Here is an 18,175-nt window from a genome sequence, read left to right on the forward strand (position 1 = left end):
CATGTCCATCACGCCCGCACAGGCAGCGCGCAGTGAACTCGCAGGGTTCAAGGGGGAGTTGAAGGGTCCGGACGACGCCGGGTACGACGAGGCGCGCGCCGTCTACAACGCCATGGCCGACAAGCGCCCCGCGCTCGTCGCCCGCTGCACCGACGCCGACGACGTGTCCCGCGTCATCGGCTTCGCCCGCGCGCACGGCCTGCCGCTCGCGGTCCGCGGCGGCGGCCACCACGGAGCGGGCCTGGGCACCGTCGAAGGCGGCGTGGTCGCCGACCTGTCACCGCTCAAGTCGATCGAGGTCGACGCCCCGGCCCGCACGGTACGGGTCGGCGGCGGCTGCGTCTGGAGCGAGGTCGACCGCGCCACGCACGAGCACGGCCTTGCCACGCCGAGCGGCATCATCTCCTCGACCGGCGTCGGCGGCCTCACCCTCGGCGGCGGTCTCGGCCACCTCACCCGCAGGTTCGGGCTGAGCATCGACAACGTCCTGGAGGCCGACCTCGTCCTGTCCGACGGCCGCCAGGTGCGGGCGAGCGCCGACGAGAACGCCGACCTGTACTGGGCGATCCGGGGCGGCGGCGGCAATTTCGGCGTCGTCACCTCCTTCCTCTTCCGGCTCCACGAGCTGAGCACGGTCGTCGCTGGCCCCACCTTCTGGCCCGCCGAGCAGGGCGCCGAAGTCCTCGCCGCCTACCGCGACTTCCTGCCGGGAGCGCCCCGCGAGGTGAACGGCTTCTTCATGTACGGCACCGTGCCGCCGGCCCCGCCCTTCCCCGAGAACCTCCACCTGCGCAAGGTCTGCGGCGTCGTGTGGTGCCACACCGCGGGGGACCCGGACGCGGCGGCCCATGCCATGGCGCCCCTGCTCGACGCGCTGCCCGAACCGCTGCTGCACGCGGTGGGCGAGATGCCGCACCCCGTGCTGCAGTCCATGTTCGACGGGCTCTACCCGCCCGGCGACCAGTGGTACTGGCGCGCGGACTTCGTCGACGCGATCCCGGACGAGGCCGTCGCCCTGCACGCCAAGTTCGGTCCCGAGGTGCCGACCATGAAGTCGACGATGCACCTGTACCCCATCGACGGCGCCGCGCACGACCCCAGCTCCACGGACACCGCCTGGAGCTACCGCGGCGCTCGCTGGGCCTGCGTCTACGCGGGAGTGGACACAGACCCGGCAGGCGCCGACCTCATCAAGCGCTGGACCGTCGACTACTTCGACGCGCTGCACCCCTACTCGGCGGGCGGCGCCTACGTGAACATGATGATGGACGAGGGGCAGGAGCGCGTACGGGCCAGCTACCGCGACAACTACGCGCGCCTGGCCCGCGTCAAGGCCGCGTACGACCCGGACAACGTCTTCCGCCTGAACCAGAACATCGAGCCCGACCCGCGCGGGCCCGCGTAACCCCGGCGGCCCGCCCGGCGCGCTGCGGGGCGGCGGGGACCGTAGCGTGATCGTCATGTGCTGGAGCGCGACGGCCGACCTCGTGGCGGGCGCGGGCATCGCCGCCGTCGGGGTCGCGTGTGTCACCCGGGCGGCTCGCGGTGCCCGCCCGGGTGACCTGCCGCTCGCGGCGCTCCCGCTGCTGCTCGGAGCTCACCAGATCATCGAGGCCCAGGTGTGGCGGGGCGACGGCGGCACGGGCCCCGCCACCGTCGCCTGGGCCGTGATCGCGATGCCGCTGCTCGCGCTGTGGATGCCCGTGGCGGTGCTGTGCGCGGCGCCGACGAGCGCGCGCCGCCGCCTCCTGATCCCGCTCGCGGCGGGCGTCGCCACAGCGGCGGCGCTCTCCTACAGCCTGGCCACCCGCACCGTGGACGCAGAGATCCGCGGCCACACGGTCGGGTACTCGCTCGGCCTGCCCCACCCCGAGCTGATCGTCGCCGGATATCTCGTCGCCACCATCGGCTCCCTGCTCCTCTCCGGCGACCGGGGCCTTGTCCGCTTCGGCGTCCTGGTCGCCGTCGGGGCGGCGGTGTGCGTGGCGCTGTGGCGGCGGGAGTACATCTCCACGTGGTGCGCGTTCGCGGCGGTCTGCTCGGTGGTCCTGTACTTCTGGGTCAGAAGGCGCTCTCGGCCAGTTCGACGGCGGTCCGGTCCAGGCTCTCCAGGAGCGTGAACTGTGCCTCCGTCTTCGGCAGTTCATGGCGGAAGAAGTAGCGGCAGGCGCCGCGCTTGCCCGCGTGGACGTCCTCGGTGCCCGCTTCGGCCGCGAGCAGCTGCTCCAGCCACATCCAGGCGACGACCACGTGCCCGACCGCCTCCAGGTAGACGCTCGCGTTGGCCAGCGCCGTCCCAGGGTCCCCGGTGGACCAGAGCTTGCCGGTCGCGGTCGCCACCCGGCGCACGGACGCGTCGAGCGCTGCCGCGTACCCGGCGGCGTCACCGCCGGCCTCCGTGGCGCGTGCGGTGGTCCGCGCGATGCGCGCGCCGAGCAGCGCGAGACCCGCGCCGCCCTTCATGACGACCTTGCGGCCGAGCAGATCGAGGCCGTGGATGCCGTGCGTGCCCTCGTGGATGGGGTTGAGGCGGTTGTCGCGGTAGAACTGCTCGACGTTGTACTCGCGCGTGTAGCCGTACCCGCCGTGGACCTGGATCGCCAGGTCGTTGGCCGCCAGGCACCACTGCGAGGGCCAGCTCTTGGCGATGGGCGTGAGCACGTCGAGCAGCAGCTCGGCCTCCTCGCGCGCCTGCTGCGAGGCACCGGTGTTCTGCTCGTCGAGCAGCCGCCCGCAGTACAGATTGAGCGCCAAGGCGCCCTCCACGTACGCCTTCTGGGCGAGGAGCATCCGGCGTACGTCGGCGTGCTCGATGATCGGGACCTGCGGCGACGCGGGGTTCTTGGCGGCTGCCGGACGGCCCTGCGGGCGGGTGCGCGCGTAGTCCAGGGCGTGCAGATAGCCGGTGTAGCCGAGGGCGGTGGCGCCGAGGCCCACGCCGATCCGTGCCTCGTTCATCATGTGGAACATGTAGGCGAGGCCGTGGTTCGCCTCCCCGATGAGGTGGCCGACCGCGCCCGGCTCGCCGCCGGGCCGGTGGGCGCCCTCGCCGAAGTTCAGGAGGGTGTTCGTGGTCCCTCGGTAGCCCATCTTGTGGTTGAGGCCCGCGAGCACGACGTCATTGCGCTCGCCGAGCGCACCGTCGTCGCCGACCAGGACCTTGGGCACGATGAACAGCGAGAGGCCCTTCACGCCGGGCGGGCCGCCGGGGATGCGGGCGAGCACCAGATGCACGATGTTCTCCGAGAGCTCGTGCTCGCCGCCGGAGATCCACATCTTGTTCCCGAAGAGGCGGTACGTCCCGTCCTCCTGCTCCTCGGCCCGCGTCGCCACATCGGCGAGCGACGAACCGGCCTGCGGCTCCGACAGGCACATCGTCCCCAGGAAGCGGCCCTCCACCATCGGGCGTACGAAGGTCTCGATCTGCTCCTTCGACGCGTGCGCGAGGAGGAGATTGGCGTTGCCCATGGTCAGGAAGGGGTACGCGGCCGTGCCGACGTTCGCCGCCTGGAACCACGCGAAGCAGGCCTGCGCGACCACGGCGGGCAGCTGTCCGCCGCCGATCTCGTGGTCCATGGCACTGGCCAGGAGCCCCGAGTCCCCGAAGATCCGCAGGGCCTCCTTGACCTCGGGGATGACGTGCACCCGCTCACCGTCGAAGGTGGGCTCCTGGGCGTCGTTCTTCTTGTTGTGCGGGGCGAAGTGCCGCGTGGCGATCTGCTCGCTCAGCTCCAGTGCGGCGTCGAAGGTCTCGCGGGAGTGGTCCGCGTAGCGCTCCCGGGCGGTGAGCGCGGGCACGTCGAGCCACTCGTACAGCAGGAACTCGAGATCGCGGCGGGAAAGGAGCAGGGATGCCATGCGGATTCTCCATGCGGTGACGGCGGAACCGATCCCGGGGCAAGGAGCCCCGCACCCCCGATACTAAGCGGTCGCTTATGGGGTTTGTCGAGTGTCTCCCCGAGCGGGACTCCCCGGCGGGCGGGTCAGTCCTGCGCCGCGGCCTCGAATGTCGCCGCGTGGACCGCCTCGAACAGCGCCGTCACGTCCTGCCCGGTGAGCCCCGCCGACCGTGCCTCGTGCATCCACTCCGTCAGCGCGGTCTGCAGCGGGGAATCCGGTCCCGCCTGGGGGCGGGCGAGGGAGCGGGTGATGAAGGTGCCCGCTCCCTGGCGGACCTCGGCGAGGCCGGCGCGCTCCAGCTCGCGGTATGCCTTGAGTGTCGTGTTCGGGTTGACCTTGGTGGCCGCCGCGACCTGGGCCGCGGTCGGCAGCCGGTCGCCCTCCACCAGCGCGCCCATGCGCAGGGCCTGTTCGACCTGCCGCACGATCTGGAGGTATGTGGCCACACCGCTGCGCCGGTCGATGCGGAATTCGACCACTGTCCCCACTCTCTGCTCGTTTGCGGACACTTTACGTACCTGCGGTCCCTGGTCGCCCTAGAGGGGCCGCCGCGTCGACCACCACAGGACGAAGACCGCCACGGCGGCGGTGGCACCGAGCAGCAGCGCGGCGCCGGTCCACTGCATGCCCGGCATCTGGTCGTAGCCGAAGTACTCGACCACGTTGTTGACGATGCCGTGGTCCTTGACGCAGGCGTCGGAGGCCTTCTCGGTCTGCTTCGCGCAGGTGCCCCACCCGAAGAGCTGCCCGTCGGCGGTGCCGATCCAGCGGTCCGTCTCCACGACGTTGCTGCTGTTCACGAGGGCCGGGGTGTCGGCGTTCAGCGGCCACGTGATCAGGCGCGGGGTGGCGAGCCGGTCACGGAACTCGCCCCAGGCCACCTGGACGACCAGGGCGAAGAAGAAGGTGGCCAGCATGGCGGGCAGCACCCTGCGCAGCAGCATGCCGATCGCGATGCCGCTGACGGTGAGGAAGAGGGAGAGCGCCGTCAGCATGGGGCCCGTGTTGTCGAACACCGAGCCCGAGAGCCACTCCGACAGGAGAAGACCGCGGTAGGGCTCCCACCACCAGAAGAACAGCGTGGCGAGTACGACGGTGGACACCAGGACCAGCGAGAGGCACCAGCCAAGCTTGGCCGCGAGCCAGCGGCGGCGCGGCATGGACTGCGTGGTGACCAGCTGCGCGGTGCCGTGCTCCTGGTCGCTCGCGATCAGCGGGGCGCCGAGGAAGACACCGAGGACGACGGGCAGGGCGCCGAGCGCCTCGGCGATGTACTCGTAACTCTGCGGCGCCGATTCCAGACTGACGTCCTTATCCGGCCAGCCCAGGCCGGCGAGCATGTCGGCCATCGCGCCGCGTTCGTAGATGATCGTGGCCGCGCCGAGGGCGACCAGGGCGACGACGATCCACGTCGTGGTGCGGTGCTGGCGCAGGACGAGCCAGGTGAGTCCGTGCACCAGGCCCGGCTTCTTGGCGGTCTGCCCCGTGCGCGGCTGCTCGGTCAGGGTGGTGCTCATGCGGCGGCGATCCCCTCGGTCCGGATGCGTGCGTCCTCGATGCGTGCGTCGTGCGTGAACAGCGGCTCGGCGTCGGGTGAGCGGAGGTAGGCGAGCAGGACTTCCTCCAGGCTCGGCTCGGAGACCTCCCAGTCCGGGGCCAGCGGGCCGCCCGGACGCAGGAGGGCGCGGAACTGGCGCCCCTGGACCCGGAATTCGACCACCGAGTGCGGGGCGAGATCCGCGGGCGGGGCGCCGTCGGGGGCGAGTCCGGTCACCAGGGCGTGGGCCGGGACCAGTTCGTCGGTGTCGCCCGCCATCCTGAGGCGGCCGTCCGCGATGACGAGGAGGAAGTCGCACATGTCCTCCAACTCGGCCAGCATGTGGGAGGACATCACCACCGTCGTGCCGCGCTCGACGGCCTCGGACATCAGCAGGGAGCCCATCTCGTCACGGGCCAGCGGGTCGAGGTCGGCCATCGGCTCGTCGAGCAGCAGCAGATCGGGCCGCTTGCCGAAGGCGAGCGCGAAGGCGACGCGGGTGCGCTGACCGCCGGAGAGCGTGCCGACCTTGGCCTCGAGCGGGACGTTGCCGGAGCGCACGATCCGCTCGGCTGCGGCCATGTCCCAGCCGGGGTTGAGCTCCTGGCCCATGCGCAGCGTGTCGGCCACGGTGAACCGCTTGAACAGCGGCTTGTCCTGCGAGAGGAACGCGAAGCGGGGCATCGCGGAGGGATCGTCCACCGGAATCCCGAAGACGCGCAGTTCACCCTCTGTCGGGGTCACCAGGTGGGTCGCGAGCCCCAACAGGGTGCTCTTTCCGGCGCCGTTGGGGCCGACGAGACCGCAGATCCGTCCGGCGGGCAGCCGGAAGGAGCAGTCACGCAGCGCCCAGCCGCGGCGATAGCGCTTGCCCAGGCCGCGGGCCTCGAGCGCGGTCGCGCCCAGGGGTCCGGTGGCCTCGGTGGGGTCGGCAAGGGTCATGTCCACGCACGCCTCTCTCGATTCCATTAAACAATTAATGGAATCATGATCTGCGCGGCGCGGACCTGTCAAACCGCCGGGACGCCCCTCCGTCGGCTCACGGGCCCGGGAACGACGACGGCCCCTGCTCGCGCAGGGGCCGTGAGAGGTGGAGGGGGGAGCGGTCGGGTCAGCCGTTCTTCGCGCCGTTGCCCGACGCCACGGGGATGTCGCTGAGGAGGTGCGACAGCGGCTCGTCCTGCTTGGCCTGCGTGGAGTTCTCGGCGCACTGCTGGTTCTGGGGCGCCGAGAGGACCGGGATGTCCTGGACCGCGACCGGCACGAGAATGCCGACGAGGGGGCCCACGTTCGCCTTGACGGGGACACCGGCGCAGAGCTTGTTCAGGGAACTGTCGACCAGGCGCCCCTGTGCGCTCATGTCCCCCTCGGTGGTGCTGTTGCCGAACGCCTGCTCGGCACCGTTGCCGCTGAGCGAGGTCGTGCCGGTGTCGTCGCCGACGGCGGCCGCGCTCCCGGCGCTGCCGGCCAGGGCGACAGCGGCGAGGCTCAGGGCGAGGGGGAGGTTACGGGTACTCATGTCACTCCAGAACGGAAGTCAGTTGCCAGAAGGGCCAGTACATCCAGCAATGTCCCGGTCCCTGGTCAATTCGCCCGTTCGCGGAGTGTCGGCGGAGTGAAGCTGACCACGGCTGCCGACCACGCCGCGCCCGCTACGGCCGCGGCACCGACTTCGTCGGCATGGTGGACTCACGCTGGTGCGGGATCAGGGGCGAGGGAAGCTCTCCCTGCTGCACGTGCACGGTCCTGACCGGGGACGGCACCCGGATGCCCTCGGCGCGGTAGCGCTGGTGGAGCTGCTTGATGAACTCGTGCTTGATGCGGTACTGGTCGCTGAACTCGCCGACGCCCAGGATCACCGTGAAGCTGATCCGCGAGTCGCCGAAGGTGTGGAAGCGCACGGCCGGTTCGTGGTCGGGAAGGGCGCCCTCGACGTCCTTCATGACGTTCTCCACGACCTCGGTCGTGACGCGCTCGACCTGTTCCAGGTCGCTGTCGTAGCTGACGCCGACCTGGACCATGATCGACAGGTCCTGCTCGGGGCGGCTGAAGTTGGTCATGTTCGTGCCCGCGAGCTGGGCGTTGGGGATGATGACGAGGTTGTTCGACAGCTGACGCACCACCGTGTTGCGCCAGTTGATGTCGACGACGTAGCCCTCCTCGCCGCTGCTGAGCTTGATGTAGTCGCCCGGCTGCACCGTCTTCGCGGCGAGGATGTGCACGCCCGCGAAGAGGTTGGCCAGCGTGTCCTGGAGGGCCAGGGCCACCGCGAGGCCGCCGACGCCGAGCGCCGTGAGCATGGGGGCGATGGAGACGCCGAGCGTCTGCAGGACGACGAGGAAGCCCATCGCGAGCACGACGACGCGGGTGATGTTGACGAAGATCGTCGCTGATCCCGCGACGCCCGACCGGGACTGCGAGACGGACTTCACCAGGCGCGTGACCATGCGGGCCGCCGTCAGCGTCGCGGCGAGGACGAGCAGGGCGGTCAGCGTCATCGAGACGTTGCGGCCGGTCCTGGGGGTGAGCGGGAGGGCCGCGGCGGCTACGGCCGCGCCCGCGGTTATCGCCGCGCAGGGGACCAGCGTGCGCACGGCGTCGACGATGACGTCATCGCCGCTCCACCGGGTCCTGCTGGCCCGTTCGCCCAGCCATCGCAGGATCATGCGCAGCAGCAGACCCGCCGCGATGCCAACGGCCACCGCGATACCGGCGGCGATCAGGTCGTGCCATGTGAGGGCTCGCTCCATCAGTTCATTCTCCAGGTTGTGCGGGCGCGTCGGACGTATGTTCGTGGTCCGGCGCGAGCGTCATCCTGCCCCATGGGTGCGGCGCCGTTGCCGGGGGCCCGCACACAGCCTGCCGTCAACTCGGCGGGCGCAGGGCGAAATCCGACATCCCGCGCCGAACCATCTGACCTCAGGTCAGGTCAGTTCCACGGCGCCGCTCCCCGCTCTCCTCTCCCGCTCCCCTCTCCCCGCATCCCGTCACCGCTTACGGCTTGCGCGCGACTCCCGCGTACATCGACACCGCTGTCCCGTTCCGGACCTCGTCGACGCCGAGCTCCGGATGCCAGTCCGGCAGCCAGCCGATGCCGGGGTCCAACAGTTCCAGGCCCTCGAAGAACCGCTCCACCTCGGCCCGTGAGCGCGGCACGAGCGTGACGCCGCCCGCCCTGTACATCTCCACCGCCTGCCGTGTCCGCTCCGGATCGAAGTCGGCGGCAATCTGGGACAGGACCAGATGGCTGCCCGGCGCGAGGGCGGCCACGAGCCGCTCCACGACGTCGTACGCACCGTCGTCATCGCTGATGAAGTGCAGCAGGGCGTTCAGCGAAACGGCGATCGGCCGGGTGAAGTCCAGTACGCCCTCGGCCTGTTCGAGGATCTTGTCCGGTTCGCGCGCGTCCACCTGGAGGAACTCCGTCGCCCCCTCGGGCGTCCCCCGCAGCAGCGTCTCCGCGTGCGCGAGGACGGTCGGATCGTTGTCCACGTACACGACGTGCGCCTCGGGGGCCGCCGACTGCGCGACGCGGTGCAGGTTCGGCTCGGTGGGGATCCCGGCGCCGATGTCCAGGAACTGGCGTATCCCGGCCTCTCCCGCGAGGTGCCGCGTGGCGCGCTGCATGAACCAGCGGTTGTGCTGTGCGTAGTACTTGGCCTGCGGTTCGAGCGACACGATCTGGAGCCCCAGCTCCACGTCCACCGGGTAGTTGTCCTTGCCGCCCAGATACCAGTCGTAGACCCGGGCAGGGTGTGCCTTGCTGGTGTCGATCGGGTGGGTGGCGGGCGGGGGGATCGCGGTCATGCGTCAACTCCCAGTGAGAAGGCGGGCGTTCAGACGGACTTCGCGTGCGTCCGGTCATCGTGCCCGCTCGTCCCACCCGGCTCAAGCACCACTCGGCTCAAGCACCTCCCGGCTCAGGCGTCTCCTGGCTCAGGCACCACTGGGGTTCCCTCAGGCGCCACTGGGGTCGCGCAGCAGGCTGCCCGCGCCCGGCACATGCGGCGGCAGACCCAGCTCGGTCAGGACGCGGTACGCCGTCGCGGTGGCCGCCGACAGGACGGGAAGGCCGGCCGCGTCCTCCACCGCCTGGATCGACGCGAGCGACGGCATCTGTACACACGCCGAGAGGACGAGCGCGTCGGCACGGCCGAGGTCCACGCGGCGCCAGTGGTCGCGCAGGTCGGCGGGGTCGAGCCGGGCGACCGCCAGATTGTCCGGCACCTCCAGGCTGAGCGCGTCCACGACCTCGATCCCGGTGTCCTCGATGTAGTCGGCGACCAGACGCGTGAGCGGCTTCATGTACGGGGTGATGATCGCGACCCGCGACGCTCCGAGCGCCTTGATGCCGTCGAGCAGGGCGCCCGCGCTCGAGATCACCGGCGCCTGCGCGCCCTCGGAGCGCAGGGCGGCGGTGATCTCGTCCTCCGCCGTGCAGTGGTGGCCAGGACCCTGCGCCATGATCGCGACGAGGCAGGCGGTGGCGACCACGTCGGGCTTGGCGTCGGCGAGTTCGAGCGCGGCGCGCTCGGTCTGCGCGTTCATGGCCTTGAGCTGCTCCGGCGTCACGTGCTTCATGCGCATCCGGCTGCTGTGGAAGACGAACCGGTCCTGCGGGGCCACGGACTCACGGTCGCGCAGCATGCGCGGCAGCTCCGTCTCCATCGTCAGGTTCGAGCTGGGCACGATCATGCCGATGTGGTGGTCGGTGGCTGTCGTAGCTGTCGTAGCTGTCGTAGCTGTCGTCGCGGTCACTGCCACGGGATCCTCCGGATGTTCTCGTACGACTGCGCGTACGGCTATGAGTCCTCGGTGAGTCCCTCCCAGTGATCGGCGAGGGACGTGAGGAGGTGCATGACTTCTTCGCGCCGCTCGCCGCCGAACGGCTCCAGGAGCCGCTCGTCGAGCTCGCGGGCGCGACGGTTGGAGTCGTGGAGGGTGCGCTCACCCTCCTCGGTCAGATAGAGCAGCTTGCGGCGGCCGTCGTCGGCGGCCGTCCTGCGCAGGAGCAGCCCCCGGTTCTCCAGGCGCCGTGCCACGTCCGCCATCGTCGACGTGTCCAGGGCGACCGCCGACGCCATCGACCGCTGGTCGCGGCCCGGCGATGCGTCCACGGCCTGCAGCACGGCGAACTGCGGCCCGGTGAGCGTGGGGTCCACCGCGCGGATCCAGACCGCGAGGTACGCCTGGTACAGGCGCCGTACCTGATAGCCGGGCGCTGCCGTGAGGGCGGCGGGCGGACCGGGCCGCCCGTCCTGCGCAGACGTCGTGGTGGAGGTTTCGTCAGCCATGGAGCCCACTTAAGCACGGTGGTTGATCGGATCGGGCGGTCAGGTCAGCATCGGGCGCAGCGCCTCGCGCAGGGCGGAAAGGGCGGCGCGGGTGCTGTCCCAGAACAGCATGTGACCCGCGTCCGGGATGCTGCCGATGACGGCCGACGGGTGCAGCCGTGCGGCCTCGGCGGCGCCCGCCGCGGTGACGACGGGGCTGTCCGCGCCGTACAGGAGCGCCGTGGGTCCCGGCACGGAGGGCCACCAGGAGAAGAAGTCCTCGGTCTCGAAGCCGCGGTGCGTGGCGGCGATCGCCTCCGCGTCGCAGCTCGCGAGCCAGCGGGCCCGCAGCTCCTGCTCCCGGCGCGGCCAGCGCGGCCAGGACAGGGCCACCTCGTCCGCGTCGGTGCCGCGCCGGGCCTGCGCAAGCTGGTCGAGGAACGTCTCCAGAGGTGTCGGATAGGGCCCGCGTCCGGGGCCGCTCATCGGCGGGTCCCCGAGCACCGTGCCGCGCAGCGCCACCTTGCCGCGGACCGCGGTCACCGCGGCGATGCGCGCGCCCATGGAGTGCCCGAACAGGACGGGGCGGTCGAGGCCGAGCCCGGTGACGACGGCTTCGACGTCCTCGGCGTACTCATCGAGGGAGCAGGCGCCGCCGCCGTCGGAGAGCCCGCGCCCCCGGACGTCGAGCACCAACGGCCGTACGACGTCGGTGAGTTCGCGCGCCACGAAGTCCATCGTGACGGCGGGGCTCGTGATGCCGGGCAGTACGAACAGCGGGACACCGGGGCCGCCGTAGTCGAGGACGTGCAGCCGCGTGGCGCCCGAGCGGACCCAGCGGCCGGTCGCGGGGACGTCGGCCAGGTCGGCGAGGGCCGCCTGCGGCAGGCAGCGGTCGGGCGGGGTCATGCGTTCCTCCTGGCGTGCGTGAGGGTGCCGAGGTAGTCGACTGCTTCTTTGAGGTCGATGACGTCGCCGTACTTGGCCTGGATGTCGAAGAGGCTCGCCTCGTGCGGTCCCGCGGCGCGGTCGCCGACGCAGGCGCGCGGCACGAGCACCGAGAACCCGCTCTGCACGGCGTCGACCGCCGTCGCCCGTACGCAGCCGCTGGTCGTCGCCCCGCACACCAGGACCGTGTCGCAGCCAAGACCGGTGAGCAGCGCGGCGAGAGAGGTCCCGAAGAAGGCGGAGGCCCCCTTCTTCACCACCATCAAGTCCCGTGGTTCACGCGGTAGTCGGGGGTCGAGTGCCACCTCCTCGCTGCCCTCGACCAGGGACCGCATGCCCTGGGCCTTGTGCAGCCAGGTGACGGCTTCACCCGTGGCCTCGGCGGGTGTGTAGGTGATCGCGGTGAAGATGACGGGCACGTCGGCGGGGCGTCCGCTCCCGATCAACTCGCCGACCGCGCTCACCACTTCGGTGAGGTCCGCGCCCGAGGGGAATCCCTCCTCGGTGAAGCCGCGCGTGAGGTCGACGACCAGGATCGCGGGGCGGATTCCCCGGCGCACGGGAGCGCCGAATCCGGCTCGTTCGTAGGTACGTTCCGTCTCCTGGCCGTAGTTCACGAGGCCCTCCCCGGCGCGCGCAGGGCCCGCAGAGTCCGCAGCTCCCGCGCCTGTGCGCCGAGCCGGCCCAGCAGCCAGCCCTCGAAGAGACCGAGGGCGAAGGCACCGGCGACGACGCCGTACTTGGCGGCGGCCGGTCCCAGGAGCATGGAGAGACCGTCGAGTTCGGCCTCCGCCACGGGCGCGGGGCGGGCCGCTTCCCGCACCGCTCCGGGCGCAGCGGAGGGAACGCCCGGAGGTGAAGGTGAAAGTGAAGGTGCGGATGAAGGTGAAGGGGCAGGCGCCCGGTCCTGGTCGAGCAGGCTCCCCAGATTCTGCGCGAACTGCTGCAGGATCCGGTCGGACACCGTCGCGATGGCGCCCTTCCCGAACTGCGCGATCTTGCCCCGGATCACCAGATCCGTGGAGATCTTGAGCAGCGTGCCATCGGCCGCCGCGACCACGTCGAGCGCCACCTCGGCCTCCGCGTCGCCGCTGCCGTGGGTGTCGGCGCCGCGCGCCTGGACCCGCAGCCGCCGCTCCCGCGGGTCGACCTCCAGGAAGCGGACCGTACCGGCGTACGCGGCGCTGATCGGACCGACCTTGATCTTCACGGAGCCCTGCCAGGAGTCTCCGTCGCGCCCGTCGAGTGCGGCGCCCGGCATGCACGAGGCGACCCGCTCGACGTCGTTCATCAGGGCGAAGACCTCGTCCGGCGAGGCCTTGACGGGGACCGAGTTGGTGAGCTGCATCAGATCTCCTTGGGGCAGCGCCGGGCGACGGCGCACCCGTCGATCGCCTCGACGATGGTCTGGTAGCCGGTGCACCGGCAGAGGTTGGAGGCGACGACCTCGCGGATCTCGTCCTTGGTCGCCTCGGGCCGCTCGGCGAGGAACCCCTCGGCGAGCATCAGGAAGCCGGGGGTGCAGAAGCCGCACTGCAGGCCGTGGTGCTCGCTGAACGCCCTTTGCAGAACGCTCAGTTCGGCGCCGTCCGAGAGCGACTCGACGGTACGGATCCGAGCGCCGTCGGCCTGCGCCGCGAACATCAGACACGCGCGCACGGGCCGGTCGTCGACAAGGACCGTGCACGCACCGCAGATGCCGTGCTCGCAGCCGACGTGGGTGCCGGTCAGGCGCAGATCGTGCCGGAGCACGTCGACGAGGGTGCGCCGCGGCTCGGTGATCACTTCGTGCCGCTCGCCGTTCACGTCGAGCGTGAGCAGCAGTACGTCGGCGGCGTTGCCGGTGTCGGTCAGGTGGCCGGTGTCGGTCATGAGGATAGCTCCAGGTTCAGGGCGCGGTGCACCGTCTCCGGGGTGATGGGGGTGTGGTCGAGCTCGACGCCCGTGGGGAGCAGGGCGTCGTTGACGGCGTTGAGCACGGCGGCCGGCGCCCCGATGGTGCCGCCCTCGCCCGCGCCCTTCGCGCCCGTCTCGGTGAACGCGCACGGAGTCTCCAGGTGGTGGATGAGCACATCGGGGATCTCGTGGGCGGTGGGCACCTTGTAGTCCATGAAGCTGGTCGCCGACGGCTCGCCCTGGGCGTCGTACGTCACCTGCTCGAAGAGCGCGCCCGCGATGCCCTGCGCGATGCCGCCCCGGCACTGGCCCTCCACGACCTGCGGGTTGATCGCCACACCGCAGTCCTCGACGCAGACGTACCGCAGGATCTCCACCTGCCCGGTGCCTTCGTGGAGTTCGACGACGACGCCGTGGGTGGCATTCGAGAAGGTGCCGTCGTTGAAGACGTCGAAGGTGGCGGTGGCGCTCAGGCCCGGCTCGATGTCCTTGGGCAGCAAGTGCGCCTGGAGGTAGGCGACATCGGCCAGCTCCTCGTACGTGAGGATGGTGCCGTCGCGGCGCCGTACGCCCCCTTCCGTGATCTCCACCTCCCGCGGCCCCACCTCCCAGCGCGCCGCCGCGATCCGGCACAGCTTCTCGCCGAGCTTCGTCGCCGCGCGCCGCACCGCGCTGCCGCCCACCGTGATCGAGCGGCTCGCGAAGGTGCCCCAGCCGTAGGTGATGCGCTCGGTGTCGCCCTGATGGAGCTTCACCTTGCCGATGTCAAGACCGAGTTCGTCGGCGACGATCTGCGCCATCGTCGTCTCGTGGCTCTGCCCGTGGCTCATCGTGCCGGTGGTGACGGTCACCGCGCCGCTGGTGTCCATCCGGACCTCGGAGAGGTCGAAGCCGGGGACGACCCGCATCTTGCGCTGCGCGAAGGCCGCGGAGCCGTATCCGGTGCGCTCGCTGAAGCAGGAGTAGCCGATGCCGATGTGCCGCCCCTGGGCTGCCGCCGCCGCGCGCTTCTCGTACCAGCCCTCGTCCTTGACGAGCCGCTCGCACAGGTTCAGGGACTCCAGATAGGAACCCGGGTCGTACGTGATGTTGTTGACGCCCGTGTAGGGGAACTCGGTGATGACGTTGCGGCGCCGGATCTCGACCGCGTCCAGGCCCAGTTCACGCGCGGCCCGCTCGAAGAGCCGCTCCACCACCATCACGTACTGCGGACGGCTGACCCCCCGGTAGGGCGCGGTGGGCGCCTTGTTGGTGGTGACCGCCCGGCCGCGCACCCGGTAGGCGGGCACCTTGTAGACCCCGGGCATCTCCGCCGACGCCATCAGCGGCTCGATGCCCGCCGTGAACGGATAGCAGGAGTAGGCACCCATGTCGCACACCACATCGGCGTCGAGGCCGAGGATCCTGCCCTCCTCGTCGAAGGCCGCGCGCACGTCGTAGTGCTGCTCGCGCGCGAGGAAGGAGGCGGACAGGGCGTCCTTGCGGTCCTCGATCCACTTCACCGGCCTGCGCAGCCGCAGCGCGGCGGCGGCAGCGGCGATCTCCTCGCGCCCGACCACGCACTTCTGGCCGAAGCCGCCGCCCATGTCGGGCACCACGACCCGCACCGCCCTCTCGTCCAGGCGCAGACAGCGGGACGTCACCGTCCTTACCTGGTGCGGGACTTGGGTGCAGGTCTGCAGGACGAGCTGCTCATCGCGGTCGTCCCAGTGGGCGACGACACCGCGCGTCTCCAGGGGTAGGGCGTTCTGCCGGCCGGTCCGTGACGCGACGTGCACGACGCAGGCGGCGGCGTCGAAGATGTCGTCGATGCCGTCCGTGGCGAACAGGGAGACGTCCACGAGGGTGTTGCGCGCGGCCTCCTCGTGGAGCAGGGGCGCCCCGGGCGCGAGGGCGGCCTCCTCGGAGGTGACCGGTTCGAGGGGCGCGTAACTGACCTTGGCTGCTTCCAGGCCGTCCTCGACGGCGTACGCGTTCCTCGCGACGACGATCGCGACGGGCTCCCCGACGTAGCGCACCCGGTCGCGGGCCAGGACGGGCATCGCTGTCGGCACGAACTCCGAGAGCGGGCGGCCGAGTTCGGCCGTGATGTCGGTGAGCTCCAGGTCGTCGGCGGTGAACGCCGCGACGACGCCCGGCACGTCGCGTACCGCCGTCAGGTCGATCGACGTGATCTCGCCGTGCGCGACCGTGCTGCGCACGAACTGGGCGTGCAGCATGCCCGGCAGCGCGATGTCGTCGACGAACCGGCCGCGGCCGGTGAGGAGCCGTGGATCCTCGCGCCGGGAGACGGACCTCCCGACCAACTGGCCTTCCTTCGCCGGCTCGTTCATCGGGCCGTCGCCTCCTCACAGGCACGCAGGACCAGCGTGCGGACGAGCTGCTTGCGGTAGTGCGTGCTGCCGGACGCGACGGCCGGGGGATCGACGGCATCCGCCGCGGCGGCCGCGCACTCGGCGAAGGAGCCGCCGCCCGCGAGGACGGCCTCAGCGTCCGGCACCCGTGTCACGGCCGCCGCGACCCCGCCGAGCGCGACGCGCCCGCCGCGTACCGCGCCGCCCTCGACGTCGAGGTCCACGGCGGCGGAGACGAGCGCGAAGTCCCCCTGCCGCTCGGCGAATTCGGTCAGCGCGGCGTGCGGTGCCGGGCGCGGGAAGACGATCTCGACGAGGATCTCGTCGAAGTCGAGGGCGGTGGTGTAGTAGCCGAGGAAGAAGTCCCCGGCAGCGATCCTGCGCTCGCCGCGCGGCCCCCGGGCCACGAACTCGGCGTCGAGCGCCAGGGCGAGCAGACACCACTCGGCGGTGGCGTCCGCGTGGGCGATGCTGCCGCCGACGGTGCCGCGGGTGCGGATCGGCAGATGCCCGATCCACGGCATGGCCCGGCGCAGCACGGCGAAGTCCGCCCCGAGCCGCCCCGCCGGGTCCCTCTCCACCGTGTGGTGCGTGGTGAGCGCCCCTAGGCGAAGCCCGCCGTCCGCATCCGTGTGCAGCCGGTCGAGCTCCCGCAGGCCGCCTATGTCGACCAGGTGCCGGGGCCGGGCGAGCCGGAAGTTCATCATCGCGACCAGGCTCTGGCCGCCTGCGACGACCTTGGCGTCGTCACCGAGCTCGGCGAGCAGCCGCGTGGCGCCGTCGAGGTCGCGGGCCCGGTGATAGGCGAAGGGGGCGGGCTTCATGATCCTCCTGTCGTACGTTCGGTGCGTTCGTCGGCGGTCAGAGCACCGCTTGTTCGGTGACCGGCAGGGGTGACGCCGACGCGGACGCCGGGGGCTCCTCGTCCCCGTCCAGGGCGCGCCCCTTGGTCTCCGGTGCCGCCACCGCCATCCACACGACGGCCACCAGGACGGTCGCGCCGAGCACGGCGAACGTCAGCGGAAGACCGAGCACCGGCCACATCACCGAGCCGAAGAGCAGCGGCGCGAACCCGGTGAGCGCCCGGCTGACCGAGGAGGCCCAGCCGAAGCCGCTGGCTCGCAGGGGAGTGGGGTAGAGCTCGGAGACGTACGCGTACAGGGCGGGGATGGCCAGCTGGGCCAGGAAGCCGAAGACGCCGATGGCCACGACCGAGCCGGTCGGCAGGTCCCGCACCAGGGCGAACACCACCAGGGCCAGCGAGGCGACCGGGGCCGATACGCCGATCAGCCACTTGCGGCCGACGAGGTCGACCAGGGCGGTGGACACCAGGACGCCGACGATGCCGACGCCGCTCATCAGGGTGGTGCTCATGAACGCGGCCGTGTCGCCCTGGCCCTCCTCCTTGAGGATCGAGGGCATCCAGCTCAGCGCCGCGTAGTAGACGAGCATGATCGTGGAGAAGAGCAGCCAGGCCGCGGAGGTGATGCGCGGGCTGAAGGCCCAGATGCGGCGCAGCTGGTCGACGGCGGCGGCCACACCGCGCGGCCCGTCGTCCGGCACGGGTTCGGGGATGACGTAGGGCTCCACGGGGGCGCCCGTCCGCGCCACCAGGTCATCGATGACCTTGCGCGCCTCGGCCTCGCGGCCCTTCTTCGTCAGATAGATCGGGGACTCGGGGATGCCGCGCCGGGCCCAGAAGAGCAGGAGCGCGGGCAGCACCATCGTCGCCAGCATCCACCGCCAGTTGCCGTCGAGGGTCAGCATCGCCGTCGAGACGAGTCCGCACAGGGTCACGCCCACCGGCCACCACACGTCGAGCGCGGTCAGGATCCTGCCCCGGTACTTGCGCGGCGAGAACTCGCCCACCAGGGCGTAGTCCACGGGGATGCAGCCGCCGAGCCCCACGCCCGCGAGGAACCGCAGCGCGAGGAAGACCGGATACGTCGGCGCGAGCGCACCGAGCACCGAGAACATCGCGAAGATCAGCAGCGTGACGCTGAACGCCTTCTTGCGGCCGATCCGGTCGGCGACCGCGCCCCAGGCGACGGCGCCCACGGCCATCCCCACCAGGTTCGCGGTGGCCACGAGGCCGCGCTCGCTGAGCGAGAGGTCGAAGTGCTTGCCCAGGAGCGGCATGAGGAAGCCGTTCAAGGCGATGTCGTACGCGTCGAAGAGGTAGCCGAGGCCGCCGATGATGAAGATCTTGCCCTGGACCGACCATCTCCAGGGAAGTTCCTGAACGATCTGATCGCCTGTTTTCACGT

The 18,175-nt window shown here is 71.2% G+C and carries 18 protein-coding genes; 2 read left to right on the forward strand and 16 right to left on the reverse strand.

Annotation, left to right across the window (positions count from 1 at the left end; genetic code table 11):
• The first annotated feature begins 1 nt into the window (after window position 1).
• Both AC07AG_RS10115 and AC07AG_RS10120 read left to right on the forward strand, forming a co-directional pair.
• Window positions 2-1,405, forward strand: a complete 1,404-nt coding sequence (locus AC07AG_RS10115) for an FAD-binding oxidoreductase (protein ID WP_478753651.1) — start codon at window positions 2-4, stop codon at window positions 1,403-1,405.
• A 55-nt stretch (window positions 1,406-1,460) separates the two neighbouring features.
• Window positions 1,461-2,120: a DUF6629 family protein gene (locus tag AC07AG_RS10120; protein ID WP_478753653.1), complete on the forward strand. Its 660-nt coding sequence runs from the start codon at window positions 1,461-1,463 to the stop codon at window positions 2,118-2,120.
• On the opposite strand, the gene AC07AG_RS10125 is transcribed toward AC07AG_RS10120, so the two are convergent.
• From AC07AG_RS10125 to AC07AG_RS10200, 16 genes are all read right to left on the reverse strand, one after another.
• Window positions 2,062-3,858 carry an acyl-CoA dehydrogenase gene (locus AC07AG_RS10125; protein WP_478753655.1) on the reverse strand — a complete coding sequence of 599 codons (1,797 nt, stop codon included), beginning with the start codon at window positions 3,856-3,858 and terminating at the stop codon, window positions 2,062-2,064. The genes AC07AG_RS10120 and AC07AG_RS10125 overlap by 59 nt on opposite strands.
• 125 nt (window positions 3,859-3,983) lie before the next feature.
• Window positions 3,984-4,388 (reverse strand): GntR family transcriptional regulator, encoded by a 405-nt coding sequence (locus AC07AG_RS10130; RefSeq protein WP_361043325.1) that lies wholly within the window; start codon window positions 4,386-4,388, stop codon window positions 3,984-3,986.
• A 48-nt stretch (window positions 4,389-4,436) separates the two neighbouring features.
• Window positions 4,437-5,417, reverse strand: a complete 981-nt coding sequence (locus AC07AG_RS10135; RefSeq protein WP_478753657.1) for an ABC transporter permease — start codon at window positions 5,415-5,417, stop codon at window positions 4,437-4,439.
• A complete protein-coding gene (locus tag AC07AG_RS10140) occupies window positions 5,414-6,379 on the reverse strand; it encodes an ABC transporter ATP-binding protein (RefSeq protein WP_478753989.1) in 966 nt (321 codons plus the stop codon). Before AC07AG_RS10140 ends, AC07AG_RS10135 begins: the two co-directional genes overlap by 4 nt.
• Window positions 6,380-6,548: 169 nt before the next feature.
• The gene (locus AC07AG_RS10145) at window positions 6,549-6,956 is read right to left on the reverse strand and encodes a rodlin (protein WP_478753659.1); all 408 of its coding nucleotides are present in this window, start codon (window positions 6,954-6,956) and stop codon (window positions 6,549-6,551) included.
• A gap of 133 nt (window positions 6,957-7,089) precedes the next feature.
• On the reverse strand, window positions 7,090-8,187 hold the full coding sequence (locus AC07AG_RS10150; RefSeq protein ID WP_478753661.1) for a mechanosensitive ion channel family protein: 1,098 nt from the start codon (window positions 8,185-8,187) through the stop codon (window positions 7,090-7,092).
• 244 nt (window positions 8,188-8,431) lie between these two features.
• Complete coding sequence (locus AC07AG_RS10155; protein ID WP_478753663.1) at window positions 8,432-9,244, reverse strand: SAM-dependent methyltransferase; 813 nt, start codon at window positions 9,242-9,244, stop codon at window positions 8,432-8,434.
• Window positions 9,245-9,394: 150 nt separating this feature from the next.
• On the reverse strand, window positions 9,395-10,132 hold the full coding sequence (locus AC07AG_RS10160) for a maleate cis-trans isomerase family protein (protein ID WP_478753991.1): 738 nt from the start codon (window positions 10,130-10,132) through the stop codon (window positions 9,395-9,397).
• Window positions 10,133-10,239: 107 nt separating this feature from the next.
• On the reverse strand, window positions 10,240-10,731 hold the full coding sequence (locus AC07AG_RS10165) for a MarR family winged helix-turn-helix transcriptional regulator (protein WP_249586344.1): 492 nt from the start codon (window positions 10,729-10,731) through the stop codon (window positions 10,240-10,242).
• Window positions 10,732-10,770: 39 nt separating this feature from the next.
• Complete coding sequence (locus AC07AG_RS10170) at window positions 10,771-11,619, reverse strand: alpha/beta fold hydrolase (protein WP_478753665.1); 849 nt, start codon at window positions 11,617-11,619, stop codon at window positions 10,771-10,773.
• Window positions 11,616-12,275, reverse strand: a complete 660-nt coding sequence (locus AC07AG_RS10175) for an isochorismatase family protein (protein WP_478753667.1) — start codon at window positions 12,273-12,275, stop codon at window positions 11,616-11,618. Before AC07AG_RS10175 ends, AC07AG_RS10170 begins: the two co-directional genes overlap by 4 nt.
• Window positions 12,272-13,006, reverse strand: a complete 735-nt coding sequence (locus AC07AG_RS10180) for an SRPBCC family protein (protein WP_478753669.1) — start codon at window positions 13,004-13,006, stop codon at window positions 12,272-12,274. The genes AC07AG_RS10175 and AC07AG_RS10180 overlap by 4 nt, the downstream gene beginning before the upstream one ends.
• Window positions 13,006-13,530: a (2Fe-2S)-binding protein gene (locus tag AC07AG_RS10185; protein ID WP_478753671.1), complete on the reverse strand. Its 525-nt coding sequence runs from the start codon at window positions 13,528-13,530 to the stop codon at window positions 13,006-13,008. Before AC07AG_RS10185 ends, AC07AG_RS10180 begins: the two co-directional genes overlap by 1 nt.
• Entirely contained in the window at window positions 13,527-15,887 is a 2,361-nt protein-coding gene (locus tag AC07AG_RS10190; RefSeq protein ID WP_478753673.1) for a xanthine dehydrogenase family protein molybdopterin-binding subunit, read from the reverse strand. The genes AC07AG_RS10185 and AC07AG_RS10190 overlap by 4 nt, the downstream gene beginning before the upstream one ends.
• A complete protein-coding gene (locus AC07AG_RS10195) occupies window positions 15,884-16,732 on the reverse strand; it encodes an FAD binding domain-containing protein (protein WP_478753675.1) in 849 nt (282 codons plus the stop codon). Before AC07AG_RS10195 ends, AC07AG_RS10190 begins: the two co-directional genes overlap by 4 nt.
• A gap of 37 nt (window positions 16,733-16,769) precedes the next feature.
• On the reverse strand, window positions 16,770-18,173 hold the full coding sequence (locus AC07AG_RS10200; protein ID WP_478753677.1) for an MFS transporter: 1,404 nt from the start codon (window positions 18,171-18,173) through the stop codon (window positions 16,770-16,772).
• Window positions 18,174-18,175: the final 2 nt, after the last annotated feature.

The sequence above is a fragment of the Streptomyces sp. NPDC044044 genome (genome assembly GCF_056434405.1).

Excerpts from the sequence above, each read along its gene's own strand:
- AC07AG_RS10185 (WP_478753671.1), bottom strand. The coding sequence starts at position 13,530 with ATGACCGACACCGGCCACCTGACCGACACCGGCAACGCCGCCGACGTA.
- AC07AG_RS10155 (WP_478753663.1), bottom strand. The coding sequence starts at position 9,244 with ATGACCGCGATCCCCCCGCCCGCCACCCACCCGATCGACACCAGCAAG.
- AC07AG_RS10150 (WP_478753661.1), bottom strand. The coding sequence starts at position 8,187 with ATGGAGCGAGCCCTCACATGGCACGACCTGATCGCCGCCGGTATCGCG.
- AC07AG_RS10165 (WP_249586344.1), bottom strand. The coding sequence starts at position 10,731 with ATGGCTGACGAAACCTCCACCACGACGTCTGCGCAGGACGGGCGGCCC.
- AC07AG_RS10145 (WP_478753659.1), bottom strand. The coding sequence starts at position 6,956 with ATGAGTACCCGTAACCTCCCCCTCGCCCTGAGCCTCGCCGCTGTCGCC.
- AC07AG_RS10170 (WP_478753665.1), bottom strand. The coding sequence starts at position 11,619 with ATGACCCCGCCCGACCGCTGCCTGCCGCAGGCGGCCCTCGCCGACCTG.
- AC07AG_RS10135 (WP_478753657.1), bottom strand. The coding sequence starts at position 5,417 with ATGAGCACCACCCTGACCGAGCAGCCGCGCACGGGGCAGACCGCCAAG.
- AC07AG_RS10115 (WP_478753651.1), top strand. The coding sequence starts at position 2 with ATGTCCATCACGCCCGCACAGGCAGCGCGCAGTGAACTCGCAGGGTTC.
- AC07AG_RS10195 (WP_478753675.1), bottom strand. The coding sequence starts at position 16,732 with ATGAAGCCCGCCCCCTTCGCCTATCACCGGGCCCGCGACCTCGACGGC.
- AC07AG_RS10180 (WP_478753669.1), bottom strand. The coding sequence starts at position 13,006 with ATGCAGCTCACCAACTCGGTCCCCGTCAAGGCCTCGCCGGACGAGGTC.
- AC07AG_RS10120 (WP_478753653.1), top strand. The coding sequence starts at position 1,461 with ATGTGCTGGAGCGCGACGGCCGACCTCGTGGCGGGCGCGGGCATCGCC.
- AC07AG_RS10190 (WP_478753673.1), bottom strand. The coding sequence starts at position 15,887 with ATGAACGAGCCGGCGAAGGAAGGCCAGTTGGTCGGGAGGTCCGTCTCC.
- AC07AG_RS10125 (WP_478753655.1), bottom strand. The coding sequence starts at position 3,858 with ATGGCATCCCTGCTCCTTTCCCGCCGCGATCTCGAGTTCCTGCTGTAC.
- AC07AG_RS10160 (WP_478753991.1), bottom strand. The coding sequence starts at position 10,132 with ATGATCGTGCCCAGCTCGAACCTGACGATGGAGACGGAGCTGCCGCGC.
- AC07AG_RS10140 (WP_478753989.1), bottom strand. The coding sequence starts at position 6,379 with ATGACCCTTGCCGACCCCACCGAGGCCACCGGACCCCTGGGCGCGACC.